This is a genomic window from Microbacterium sp. CH-015 (assembly GCF_049707015.1).
In the GTDB taxonomy this organism is placed as follows: domain Bacteria; phylum Actinomycetota; class Actinomycetes; order Actinomycetales; family Microbacteriaceae; genus Microbacterium; species Microbacterium aurum.
Genome location: NZ_JBNAFJ010000004.1, coordinates 60084 through 72594 on the forward strand (window position 1 = coordinate 60084; position 12511 = coordinate 72594).

The 12511-nt window shown below is 71.1% G+C and carries 11 protein-coding genes; 2 read left to right on the top strand and 9 right to left on the bottom strand.

Annotated features, from left to right (window positions below):
• Positions 1-3: 3 nt before the first annotated feature.
• The 5 genes from ACPYN4_RS08125 to ACPYN4_RS08145 form a co-directional block, all read right to left on the bottom strand.
• The gene (locus ACPYN4_RS08125; RefSeq protein ID WP_076689673.1) at positions 4-786 is read right to left on the bottom strand and encodes an FAD:protein FMN transferase; all 783 of its coding nucleotides are present in this window, start codon (positions 784-786) and stop codon (positions 4-6) included.
• Entirely contained in the window at positions 783-1328 is a 546-nt protein-coding gene (locus ACPYN4_RS08130) for an FMN-binding protein (RefSeq protein WP_287271107.1), read from the bottom strand. The genes ACPYN4_RS08125 and ACPYN4_RS08130 overlap by 4 nt, the downstream gene beginning before the upstream one ends.
• An 18-nt stretch (positions 1329-1346) precedes the next feature.
• Positions 1347-2789 carry a ferredoxin reductase family protein gene (locus ACPYN4_RS08135; RefSeq protein ID WP_287271106.1) on the bottom strand — a complete coding sequence of 481 codons (1443 nt, stop codon included), beginning with the start codon at positions 2787-2789 and terminating at the stop codon, positions 1347-1349.
• An 89-nt stretch (positions 2790-2878) separates the two neighbouring features.
• A complete protein-coding gene (locus ACPYN4_RS08140) occupies positions 2879-3604 on the bottom strand; it encodes a VIT1/CCC1 transporter family protein (RefSeq protein ID WP_424446085.1) in 726 nt (241 codons plus the stop codon).
• Between the two features lie 61 nt (positions 3605-3665).
• The gene (locus tag ACPYN4_RS08145) at positions 3666-5147 is read right to left on the bottom strand and encodes a helix-turn-helix domain-containing protein (protein WP_424446086.1); all 1482 of its coding nucleotides are present in this window, start codon (positions 5145-5147) and stop codon (positions 3666-3668) included.
• Positions 5148-5302: 155 nt separating this feature from the next.
• Here ACPYN4_RS08145 and aceB point away from each other — a divergent pair, with 155 nt between their 5' ends.
• Positions 5303-6970, top strand: a complete 1668-nt coding sequence (gene aceB / locus ACPYN4_RS08150) for a malate synthase A (RefSeq protein ID WP_424446087.1) — start codon at positions 5303-5305, stop codon at positions 6968-6970.
• Positions 6971-7001: 31 nt separating this feature from the next.
• Positions 7002-8597 (top strand): isocitrate lyase, encoded by a 1596-nt coding sequence (locus ACPYN4_RS08155; RefSeq protein WP_281652283.1) that lies wholly within the window; start codon positions 7002-7004, stop codon positions 8595-8597.
• A gap of 194 nt (positions 8598-8791) precedes the next feature.
• On the opposite strand, the gene ACPYN4_RS08160 is transcribed toward ACPYN4_RS08155, so the two are convergent.
• From ACPYN4_RS08160 to ACPYN4_RS08175, 4 genes are read right to left on the bottom strand one after another with little or no spacing between them, the layout of a single operon-like run.
• Positions 8792-9424 (bottom strand): response regulator, encoded by a 633-nt coding sequence (locus ACPYN4_RS08160; RefSeq protein ID WP_076689658.1) that lies wholly within the window; start codon positions 9422-9424, stop codon positions 8792-8794.
• Positions 9421-10674, bottom strand: a complete 1254-nt coding sequence (locus ACPYN4_RS08165) for a sensor histidine kinase (protein ID WP_281653205.1) — start codon at positions 10672-10674, stop codon at positions 9421-9423. Before ACPYN4_RS08165 ends, ACPYN4_RS08160 begins: the two co-directional genes overlap by 4 nt.
• A gap of 12 nt (positions 10675-10686) precedes the next feature.
• On the bottom strand, positions 10687-11532 hold the full coding sequence (locus ACPYN4_RS08170; RefSeq protein WP_239280018.1) for an ABC transporter permease: 846 nt from the start codon (positions 11530-11532) through the stop codon (positions 10687-10689).
• Positions 11529-12431 carry an ABC transporter ATP-binding protein gene (locus ACPYN4_RS08175; RefSeq protein WP_281653203.1) on the bottom strand — a complete coding sequence of 301 codons (903 nt, stop codon included), beginning with the start codon at positions 12429-12431 and terminating at the stop codon, positions 11529-11531. Before ACPYN4_RS08175 ends, ACPYN4_RS08170 begins: the two co-directional genes overlap by 4 nt.
• Between the last annotated feature and the right edge of the window lie 80 nt (positions 12432-12511).

Here is a 12511-nt window from a genome sequence, read left to right on the forward strand (position 1 = left end):
AGGTCACGCGGCGATCATCGATACCTCGACGCCGTGCGTCCAGCGCCGCACCGTGGCGTCTTCGGCGACGAGCATTCCGGCAGTGATGCCCGGTGCGCCGATCCAGGACACATCCGCCATTCCGGCGACGACGCCCGCCGTCGCCCAGACATCCGCGGTGGCGAGGTCGGCGGCGACGACCGTGGCACTGCGGACGCCGACGGCGGGCAGGCCTGTCCGTGCGTCGACGATGTGCGCGCCGCGCTCGGCTGAGCCCGACGTCGCGACCGCGCCGTCTCTGACCTCCATCGTGGCCAGCACCGCCCCCGGGTGGTGCGGGTCGGCGATGCCGATGCGCCACGACCAGGTCGACTCGGGCGCCGTCCACACCCGGACGTCGCCCCCCGCCCCCACACCGACCGCCGCGGCACCCGCATCCTGCAGCAGCGGCTCGAGGTGGCGGGCGCCCGCGCGGTCCACGGCCCATCCCTTCACGTACCCCGTCGGATCGAAGCCGCCGCGCCACGCTCCGCTGAACCGCCCCTCCGTCACCTCGCGGGCCACCTCGCACGCGGCCGCGACCTCGCGCACGCGCGGGTCCGCCCGCTCGAGGCTGAGGGCACCGCGACGGATGCGGGAGACATCGGAGTCATCCTGGAACGGCGAGAACACGCGCTCGATGTCGGCGATCTCGGCGGCGAAACCCGCGACCGCGGCATCCGCCGTCACGGCGTCGACACGACCGGTCAGGTGGACGCTGAACACCGTCCCCATGCAGGGCACGGTCCAGACGCGGCGCCCGGTCATGCCGCGGCCTCGTCGAGTGCGGACTGCAGCGACTGCTGATAGCCGTCGCTCGTGTACGTCGCCCCCGACACGAAGTCGATCTCGGCGGACTGCGCGTCGAGGGTCTCGGACACGAGGATGGGGATCGCCCGCGCGTTGATCTGTCGGTCGCGCCCGTTGCCGTCGGGGTAGTCCACGGCCTGCACATCGGTGATGAGGCCGCCGCTCACGGTGATCTGCACCTGCACCGGACCGTAGCGGGTGTTCACGGCCGATCCCGTGTACGTGCCATCGGCGAGCGCCGAGGTGGACGCCGACGTGCTCGACTCGGTCGGCGTGCTCGTGGCGCTCGGCGTGCTCGTGGCGCTCGGCGTGCTCGACTCGCTCGGTGTGCTCGTGGCGGACGACGCGCCCGACGTCGTGGCGGCGGCCGAGTCGACGACCGTCGAGGCGCCGTCCGACGCCGGCGACGCCACGACGGCTTCACCGAGCGAGGTGCGGTAGCTGAACAGCAGGACGAGCCCGCTGAGGGTCGCAAGGATGCCGTAGGCGATCTTCTTCATGGTCTTCTCCTGTCGGCGTCAGATGGTGAAGGCTTCGGTGTGCACGCGATCCGCTCGGATGCCTGCGGCGTCGAGGTCGGCGCGCACCGCGGACATCCAGGGCAGCGGACCGCACACGAACACGTCGTAGTCCTCGAGGTCCGGCGCGAGGTGGCGGATGAGGTCCGCGCCGCGCCAGTCGGCGTGCGCGGCGGGGAGCCAGGTCGACCCTTCCGGGAGGCGTGGGCCGATGAGCCGGAAGTGCCGCAGGCCGCGACGTCGCACGAGGTCGGCGACGGCATCCGTGCGGAGCGCATCCTCGTCGGTGTGGTCGCGCGTCACGAGGATCGCTTCGCCGGGGGCGTAGGGCTCGGACTCGAGGATCGACAGCAGCGGGGAGACGCCGGCTCCGGCCCCGAGCATCAGCAGCTTGCGCCCTTTGCGCACGTCTCCCGTCAGGTGGCCGAACGGGCCCTCGACGAGCACTCGCGTGCCGGGCCGCAGCGAGGCCAGCCGCTGGGTGCCGTCGCCGACCATCTTGGCCGCGACGACCAGTTCACCGCGCGACGGGTCGGTCGCGAGCGACAGCGGATGTCCGCGCGTCCACCCCGCACCGTCCAGGAAGCGCCAGACGAAGAACTGTCCGCCGCGCGCACCGAGCCGCTCCAGGCGCCGCCCCCGCATCCGCACGACGACGCCCGAGGTGCCGTCGCGGACCACCTGGTGCACCCGGATGTCGTGACGCCACGAGCGCCAGAGCGGCGCGGCCACGCGGAAGACGATGACGGATGCCGCGACGAGCGCCCACAGCGTCCACCAGTAGACGGTCGCGAGCGGGTACGTCAGGAAGTCCGCACCCGTCCACAGCATGTGCGGGATCGCGAGCCCGACCCCGAGGTAGCCGTAGAGGTGCAGCAGATGCCAGGACTCGTAGCGCAGGCGGCGACGGGCGCGACGGATGCTCGTCGCGACGATCATCCCAAGAAGTGCCGTGCCCGCTGTGGCGAGGAGCATCCCGGGGTAGTTCCACACGAAGTCCCATGCCTGCGCGAGCGGGTTCACGCCCGCCGTGACGGCGTAGCCGAGGACGAGCAACACGATGTGCGCGAGGAGCAGCCAGAACGACCAGAAGCCGACCCAGCGATGCATGCGCGTGATGGCATCACGGCCGAAGCCGCGCTCGAACAGCGGCACGCGCGCCATCAGGAGCACCTGGTACAGGAGCAGATTGGCCGAGACGAGTCCCGTGATGCGGCCGAGCGTCGTGAGCGTCTCCCCTCCCCCGGCGAGCAGGCTCTGCACGCCGCCGCCGGCGACCCACAGCGCCGCGACGAACAGACTCGTCGCCCAGATGACGGCTGTCGCCGCGATGTTCCACTGCGCGCGGTGCGTGCCACGAGCCCGCGGGATGAGGGGCCGCGAGATGGTCCGGTCAGCGGCTCCGGCGGAGACGAACGGCGCGGCGGGCGCGTGTGAGGTCATCCCCCGAGCGTCGTAAGCACTCTCCCAGACGAGACCAAGAAAACGCGCCTCTCATCGTTCGCATAGGAGATGCATGCGAGACGGCTTGATCAGCCGGCGGCCGTCCCGAAGATCGAGCCCACGAGGAACGTCGCCGCGAGCGCGATCGCGCCGCCGATCACCGTGCGGATGACCGCGCGGCCGCGCGGCGATCCGCCGATCCACGCCGCGAGGTAGCCGGTGACGGCGAGCGCCAGCAGCACCGCCACGAACGTGGCCACGATCCGGGCCGGATGCGGCAGCAGAAGGATCGTCGCCATCGGCAGCAGCGCGCCGATGAAGAAGGCGACGGCGGATGCCAGTGCCGCGTGCCACGGGCTCACGACGTCGTCCTGGTCGATCCCCAACTCGATCGCGAGGTGCGCCTTCAGCGCGTCCCTCCCCGTCAGCTCGGTGGCGACGGCCGTGGCGGTCGCGTGCGACAGGCCCTGCTGCTCATACAGGCCGACGAGCTCGGCGAGCTCGGCCTCGGGTTCCTCGGCGAGCTCGCGCCGTTCCTTCTCGATCAAGGTGCGCTCGCTGTCGCGCTGGCTCGACACCGACACGTACTCGCCGAGCGCCATCGAGATCGCGCCGCCGACGAGCGCGGCCGACCCCGCCAGCAGCACGGGCAGCACGTCCGACGTCGCGCTCGCGACGCCGACGACCACGGCGGCGGTCGAGACGATGCCGTCGTTGGCGCCGAGTACGCCCGCACGGAGCCAGTTCAGACGCTGGGCCAGACCCTGCCGATGGGGTTCTCCTGCGTGTCCGCCGGGGGCGGTCTGGGTGGTCATGGTCCCACGCTAGGCAGGCTGCTCCCGCGGCGCTAGCAAGGAGAGGCATCCCTCCGCGCCGTCACGCCCGCGGAGCGTGCGCCTCGAGGAACTCGTACAGATCGGTCGTGTCCACGCCCGGGAACGACCCCGACGGCAGCGTCGCGAGCAGCGTGCGGGGCGTCCGCACATTCGGCCACGCCTGGTCGCGCCACTGGGTCTCGAGTTCGGCGGGCGCGCGGCGGCAGCAGACTTCGACGGAGTGCCGCGAGACGCCGCGGTTGGTCGTCTCCCGCCCGAGGAACCACTTCGTGTCGTCGAAGCGCACCCCTACCGACACCGAGTGCGCGCCCTCGCTCGACCCCTCGACCCGGGCGGTGCACCAGTAGGTCCCGTTCCCCGTGTCGGTGTACTGGTAGTACGGGTTGAACTTGTCGGGGATGTCGAACACGACGCGGCTGGTCCAGCGCCTGCAGCACAGCTGCCCCTCGATCGATCCGAGACGGTCGGAGGGGAAGTTCACGTCGTCGTTCTCGTACGCCTTCGTGATGGTGCCCGACTCGTGCACCTTCAGGAAGTGCACGCGGATGCCGAGGTGCTGCGTCGCGAGATTGGTGAAGCGGTGGGCGGCGGTCTCGTACGAGACCGAGTACGCGTCGCGGAGATCCTCGATCGACAGGGCGCGTCGCGCTTTGGCGTCCTGCAGCACGGGAACGGCATGCTCCTCGGGGATGAGCAGCGCCCCGGTGAGGTAGTTCGTCTCCACCCGCTGGCGGAGGAACTCGGCGTAGGAGCGCGGCTCGCTGTGCCCGAGGATGCGGCTCGCGAGCGCCTGCAGCACCGCCGTGCGCGAGTCGCCCTTCGCGGGAACCGTGCTGGAGAGGTAGAGCCGGCCGTGCTTGATGTCCGCGACCGAGCGGGTCGAGGCCGGCAGGTCCGCGACATAGTGCAGCGAGAAGCCCAGGTGGGCGGCGATATCCGACGCCGTCCGCTGCGTCAGCGGCCCGCCGGGGTGATCAACGGCCGCGAGGATGGCCCGCGCGTGCTCCTCGAGCTCGGGGAAGTAGTTGTCCTGTCGCCGCATCAGGTGGCGGAGCTCCACGTTGGCGCGGCGCGCCTCCTCTGGGGTCGCCGAGCGCTCGTCGCCCAGCCGCTCGATCTCGCCCTGCAGCGCGAGCATCGCGCGCAGCGCGTCGTCGGGGATCGCCTTGCCGATGCGGAACGGCTCGATGCCGAGCGCCCGGAAAGTCTGCCCCTTCATCGCCCGCTCGAGGGCGATCTCCAGCGTCGCCCGCTCGTCGAGGGTCTCCGCCTCCAGCAGCTGGTCGACGGTCGCGCCGAGCGCCTTCGCGATCGCACGCAGGAGGGTGAGCTTCGGCTCGCGTTTGCCCGTCTCGATCATGGACAGCTGGCTGGGCGCGCGCTCGACCGCCGCCGCGAGCTCGTCGAGGGTCATCCCGCGCGCCGTGCGCAGCTGGCGGATGCGCCGCCCGATCGTCAGTGCGTCGGCATCCGGCTCAGCGGTCTCGGAATCTGCCCTGGAGAGAACATCGACGTTCGTCATGTCCCGAAGTGTGTCACAGAAGAAGAAGATCGGCAAAACTTCACACCGGATTCTGTCGGGGCGATACCGAATCTTCACCCAGAGTGGATGCCACGACGCTCCGACAGGCTCAGCAACCGAGCCGGGGAGCACTGACCAGGAAGGAAGGCAAGGCCATGACTCCGACCGCGACGGGCATCGCCCCCGACGAGACCACCCGCCCCACGACGGGGCCGATCCCGACGAGCGCGATCGTCGTCACCGGCCCTCTCCGTGACCGCTACGACGAGATCCTCACGCCCGACGCGCTCGCGTTCCTGTCCGAGCTGCACGCGCGCTTCGCCGGCCGCCGCCACGACCGCCTCGCCGACCGCATGCGCCGCCGGTTCGAGATCGGCAACGGGCACGACCCGCAGTTCCGCGCCGACACCGCCCACATCCGCGAGGACGCGGACTGGCAGGTCGCGGGAGCCGGCCCGGGCCTCGAGGATCGCCGCGTCGAGATCACGGGTCCGACCGACCCGAAGATGACGATCAACGCCCTGAACTCGGGGGCGAAGGTGTGGCTCGCCGACCAGGAGGACGCGACGAGCCCGACGTGGAAGAACGTCATCGAGGGCCAGCTGTCGCTGCGCGACGCGATCCGCGGCGAGCTGCGCTACACCTCCCCCGAGGGCAAGGTGTACGAGGTCACCGCCGAGCGCACACCGACGATCGTGATGCGTCCGCGCGGCTGGCACCTGACCGAGAAGCACATCGAGTTCACCGACCGCACCGGGCGCACGCTCGCGGCATCCGGCTCGCTCGTGGACTACGGCCTGTACTTCTTCCACAACGCGCAGCGGCTGATCGAGAACGGCGTCGGCCCGTACTTCTACCTGCCGAAGATCGAATCGGCCGAAGAGGCGCGGCTGTGGGACGACGTGTTCAGCTTCAGCGAGGAGTACCTCGGCATCGCGCACGGCACGATCCGCGCGACCGTGCTGATCGAGACGCTGCCGGCCGCCTTCGAGATGGAGGAGATCCTCTTCGAGCTGCGCGATCACATGGCGGGCCTGAACGCGGGCCGGTGGGACTACATCTTCTCGATGATCAAGAACTACCGCGGCCGCGGCGCCCGGTTCGTCCTGCCCGACCGCAGCCAGGTGACGATGACGGTGCCGTTCATGCGGGCCTACACCGAGCTGCTCGTGAAGACCTGCCACAAGCGCGGCGCCTTCGCGATCGGCGGCATGAGCGCCTTCATCCCGAACCGACGCGACCCCGAGCTCACGGCACTGGCGTTCGAGAAGGTGTCGGCCGACAAGAAGCGCGAGGCGGGCGACGGCTTCGACGGCACGTGGGTGGCCCACCCCGACCTCATCCCCGTCGCGCAGGCGGAGTTCGACGCGGTGCTCGGCGACAAGCCGAACCAGATCGACCGCCAGCGCCCCGAGGTGGAGGTGACGGCATCGCAGCTCATCGACGTGCACATCGGCCTGCCGATCTCGGCCGGCGGCGTCTACGCGAACGTGTCGGTGGCGATCCGCTACATCGAGGCCTGGCTGCGGGGCCTCGGCGCCGTCGCGATCGACGGCCTGATGGAGGATGCCGCGACCGCCGAGATCTCCCGCTCACAGGTGTGGCAGTGGATCCACCAGGACCGCTCCACCGAGGACGGCACGAAGATCACCCGGGAGTATATCGAGGAGCTCATCGCCCGCGTGCTCGGCGAAGTGGAGCGTCGGGACGGCGACCGGTTCGACGACGCCGCCGAGATCTTCCGCACCGTGGCCCTGGGCGACGACTTCCCGACGTTCCTGACGCTGGGGGCGTACGCCGACTACCTGACCGACGAAGACTGACACCACCGGGACTCACCGAGGAGATACGGACATGACCACCTACGAAGACGACATCCGCGCCATCGAGGCGCTCAAGGCCGCGAATGGGCCCGCGTGGGACGCCATCGATCCCGAGTCCGTCGCCCGGATGCGGGCGCAGAACCGGTTCCGCACCGGGCTCGAGATCGCGCAGTACACCGCCGACATCATGCGCCGCGACATGGCCGAGTACGACGCCGACGCGTCGGCCTACACGCAGTCGCTGGGCGTCTGGCACGGCTTCATCGGGCAGCAGAAGCTCATCTCGATCAAGAAGCATCTCAAGTCCACGAACAAGCGCTACCTCTACCTGTCGGGGTGGATGGTCGCCGCACTGCGGTCCGAGTTCGGCCCCCTGCCCGACCAGTCGATGCACGAGAAGACGGCGGTGCCGGCGCTGATCGAGGAGCTCTACACGTTCCTGCGTCAGGCCGATGCCCGTGAGCTGGACCTGCTGTTCACGAAGCTGGATGCCGCGCGCCTGGCCGGCGACGAGACGGCGGTCGAGTTCATCCAGTCGCAGATCGACAACTACGAGACGCATGTCGTGCCGATCATCGCCGACATCGACGCCGGCTTCGGAAACCCCGAGGCGACGTACCTGCTCGCGAAGAAGATGATCGAGGCGGGCGCCTGCGCGATCCAGATCGAGAACCAGGTGTCGGACGAGAAGCAGTGCGGGCACCAGGACGGCAAGGTCACGGTGCCGCACGAGGACTTCCTCGCGAAGATCAACGCCGTCCGCTACGCGTTCCTCGAGCTCGGCATCGACAACGGCATCATCGTCGCCCGCACCGACTCGCTCGGCGCCGGCCTCACGCAGAAGATCGCCGTCTCGCATGAGCCCGGCGACCTGGGCGACCAGTACAACGCGTTCCTCGATGTCGAGGAGATCGGCGAGGGCGACCTGAGTGACGGCGACGTCGTCATTCGCCGCGAGGGGCGGCTGCTGCGGCCCAAGCGCCTGGCGTCGAACCTCTACCAGTTCCGACGCGGCACCGGCGAGGCGCGATGCGTGCTGGACTGCATCACGTCGCTGCAGCACGGCGCCGACCTGCTGTGGATCGAGACCGAGAAACCGCACATCGCGCAGATCGCCGGCATGGTCGACGAGATCCGCAAGGAGATCCCCAACGCGAAGCTCGTCTACAACAACAGCCCGTCGTTCAACTGGACGCTGAACTTCCGCCAGCAGGCCTACGACGCCCTCGTCGAGGAGGGCGCGGACGTCTCCGCCTACGACCGCGCCGACCTCATGAACGTCGCCTATGACGACACCGAGCTCGCGCGCCTGGCCGACGAGAAGATCCGCTCGTTCCAGAAGGACGGCTCGGCGCGTGCCGGCATCTTCCACCACCTCATCACGCTGCCGACGTACCACACGGCCGCGCTGTCGACGGATGATCTCGCGAAGGGCTACTTCGGCGACGAGGGCATGCTCGCCTACGTGAAGGGCGTGCAGCGTCGCGAGATCCGCGAGGGCATCGCGACGGTCAAGCACCAGAACATGGCGGGCAGCGACATCGGCGACAACCACAAGGAGTACTTCGCCGGCGACGCCGCCCTCAAGGCCGGCGGCAAGGACAACACGATGAACCAGTTCGGCTGATCACAGTCCGAGCCGGTCGCCGAACCCTCGTCTCCGACCCGAACCCTCACGCTCAGGCGCGCCTGGCCGTGAGGGTTCGGCTTGGAGGTGAGGGTTCGGCGGGGCGGGGCGGCGAGGGTTCGGCCGCGGAGCGGCGAGGGTTCGGCGGGGCGGGGCGGCGGAGCCACGCGCTCGGCCGTCGTGCGCCGAGCGCGTCAGGGCAGCAGGCCGAGCTCCATCGCCCGCGTGACGGCGCGGGTGCGGTCGGGGGCGTCGAGCTTGTCGAACGCCTTCTGCAGGTGGGTCTTCACGGTCGCCTCGCCGATGCCCAGGTCGACCCCGATCTGCCGGTTGCTGCGGCCCTGCGCGACCCGGCGCAGCACGTCGAGCTCGCGCGGCGTCAGCACGGGTTCGGCGGCCGGCCGGCGCATCCGCTCCACGAGGCGCACGGCGACCTGCGGCGACAGCGCGCTCTGCCCGGCGGCCACCGAGCGGATCGCGGCGACGATCTCGGCGCGCGGCGCCGCCTTCAGCAGGTAGCCGCCGGCGCCCGCCTCGACCGCGGCGAGGATCTGCTCGTCGGTCTCGTAGGTAGTGAGGATGAGCACCCGCGGCGCGGGGGTTCCGGCTTCGCCCGCGGCGAGCCGGGCAGTCGCCGCGACGCCGTCGACGCCCGGCATCCGCAGGTCCATCAGAACGACGTCCGGATGGGTCTCGGCAGCGATCCGCACCGCCTCGTCGCCATCGGCGGCCTCACCGACGATCTCGAGGCCGGGTTCCTCGGCGAGCACGGCGACGAGTCCGGCGCGCACGATGGGGTGGTCGTCGACGACCAGCAGCCGGATCACGCGTCCACCTCCGCAGCACGCTCACGCAGCGGCAGCCGGACGGTCAGGCGCGTGCCCTCCCCCGGCGCCGCGACGACCTCGAACGTCCCACCCGACAGCGCGACGCGCTCGCGCATGCCGTCCAGTCCGAATCCATGGCGGGATGCCGCGGGGTCGAACCCCTGGCCGTCGTCGGCGACGGTGAGGACGATCTGCGCGGCATCGGACGACAGCTCCAGCCGCGCGCGGCGCGCCGCGGCGTGCTTGCGGACGTTCGCGAGCGCCTCCTGCGCGCATCGCAGCAGCACGACCTGCGTCTCGGGGTCGAGGGTCGGCAGCGCCTCGGTGCCGTCGATGTGCACCACGAGGCTCGTCTCGACGCGGAACCGCTCGGCGAGCCGCTGCAGCGCCTGACCGAGCGTGGCATCGGCCGGGACGGCGGCCGTCCGTGCGACGATCTCGCGCGCCTCGGCGAGCGCCTCGCGGGCAGTGCGCTCGACGGTGTCCATCGTGGCCGCGGCGTCAGCCGGTTCGCCGCGGCGCGCCTGCGCGGCGGCCCGTTCGCTCAGCAGGACGAGTCCGGCGAGGGTCTGCGCCAGGGTGTCGTGGATGTCGCGGGCCAGCCGCTCCCGCTCGGCCGACGCGCCCTGCGCCGCGCTCAGCGCGCGCACCGTCTCCTGCGCCGCGACGAGCTCGTCGACGAGCGCCGCGCGCTCGTTGCCGTACTCCGCGATCCGGCTGATCCACAGGCCCATCGCGATCGCGAACCCGAGCGAGACGAGCCCAGAGGCGGAGGCCGCCACGAGCGAGCCGGTGGAGATCAGCATCCCGACGCACACGGCGAGGCCGATGACGACGCACCCCATCACGGCGTCGCGCACCCGCACCGCAAGGGTCCACAGCACCGGATAGGCGAGCGCCTGCAGGAAGGCGCCGTTGGGGCTCGCCGCACACGCGAGCGTGAGGGCGACCGCGGCCGCCGCCACGAACCCCCACATCCGCGGTGCCGATTCCGGGTGCGCCCCCGCCGTCCCGCCAGCCTCGGCCCGTGCCGCCGGGACGGGCCGCCACAGCCGGAAGAACCCGAGGTACGCGCCGACGAGCAGCCCGATCCCGGCCAGCAGCAGAAGTCCGCCGGCAGGCTGCGGCGGGTCGGCGAGCCACGCGAGGGCGAGGGTCAGTCCGACGACGGCGATGACCGCGGCATCCCACCCCAGACGCGTCGGCACGAGGGCGCGCGAGGAAGGGCCGGGGGCGGGCGGAACGGTCATCACCGGCTCACGTTACGCGTCGCGGCGGTTCCAGCGGAACGTCAGCCGGCTGACGATCACGCCGATCACGAGCCACCCGGCCAGCACGAGCGCGACCCAGCCGAGGTTCCACTCGCCGCCGGGTTCGAGCGTCGCGTACTCCGCGGGCAGGAACACCGCGCGCAGCCCGCGCGCCATCCACACCAGCGGGAAGACGCTCGCGAGGTTCTGCAGCCAGTCCGGCAGCAGCCAGAAGAAGAGGTACACGCCCGACACGAACTGCAGCACGAGGCCGATGGGAACGACGACCGCACTCGCGCTGCGGGCACTGCGGGGCAGGGCCGATACGGCGATCCCGAGAAGTGCCGACGCAGTGAGTCCCAGGAGGAACACCCACGCGAACGTCCCCCACGCCTCGACGGTGCTCGGCAGCGGGACGTGGAAGATGAACGCGGCCGCGGCCAGCAGCAGCGCCGCCTGCAGCAGCCCCGTCACGAGCACCTCGCCGAGCTTGCCGGCGAAGTACGACACCGGCGACAGCGGCGTGCCACCGAGCCGTTTGAGCGTGCCGTCGGAGCGCTCGGTCGCGATGTCGATCGCGAGGTTCTGGAACCCCGAGAGCAGCAGGCCGGCCGCCATCATCCCCGGCAGGTACAGCTGCGCGGCGGAGATCGCGGGCACGCCCGGGCCGCCCGTGATGTCGCCCGAGCCGCCGAACACCGTACTGAACAGCCCGAGCATGAGCACCGGGAACAGGAAGGTGAAGAAGAGTGTGTCGGAGGAGCGGAAGTAGCCGCGCAGTTCGTAGCCGGCGCGGTGCGCGCCGAGCGCCAGGGTGGTGCCGAGGGTGGCGGTGGTGCCCGGGGTGGCGGTGCTCATGAATGGCTGCTTTCGTCGAGACCGGCGGGCGTGGCGACGCCGGCGAGGTCGGATGCCGCGGATGCGGCGACGAGGCCGAGGTAGATCTCCTCGAGGGTGGGGCGGCGGATCTGCAGGTCCTTCGGCTCGCCGCCGAGGCGCGCGGCGAGCGCGGAGGCGAAGGTGAGCGGCTCGGTGGTGCGCTGCTCTCGACGGGCGCCGGCTTCCGTCCAGGTCACGAGCGGAATGCGGGCGTCGTCGCCGCCGATGCGATCGACGGGCCCGATCGCGCACAGTGTGCCGTGGGTGACGACGGCGACGCGGCCGGCGAGTTGCGCGGCTTCGTCGAGGTCGTGCGTCGTGAGCAGGATCGTCGTGCCGTCCCTCTGCAGCGAGCGGATGAGTTCCCAGAACACCCGCCGGGCCTGCGGGTCGAAGCCCGTCGTGGGTTCGTCGAGGAACAGCAGCTCGGGGCGCCCGATGATGCCGAGCGCGACGTCGACGCGACGCTGCTGGCCGCCGGAGAGCTTCGCGATGCGGGTGCCGGCCTGCGCCGTCAGGCCGACGGCGGCGATGACCTCGTCGACGTCGCGGGGGCGCGGGTAGTAGCCGGCGAACTGCCGCAGCTGCTCGCGCACCGTGAACACCCCCGCCTGTCCCGCCGTCTGCAGCACGATGCCGATGCGCTCCCGCCAGCGGCGGTCGGCGCTCCCCGGATCGGCGCCGAGGACGCTCACGTCTCCCGCCGTGCGGTGCCGGTACCCCTCGAGGATCTCGATCGTCGTGGACTTACCGGCCCCGTTGGGCCCGAGGAGCGCGAAGGTCTCGCCGCGCTCGATGTCGAAGGTGAGCCCGGCCACGGCCATGCGATCGCCGTAGGACTTGCGCAGGTCGCGGACCCGCACCGCTGGTTCTGTCATGGTTCCAGTGTTCGCCCCGCACGCCCCGGCCGACAGCCCTCATCCGGCGGAGCGCCCATCCCCCGATCGGGGGAGGGACG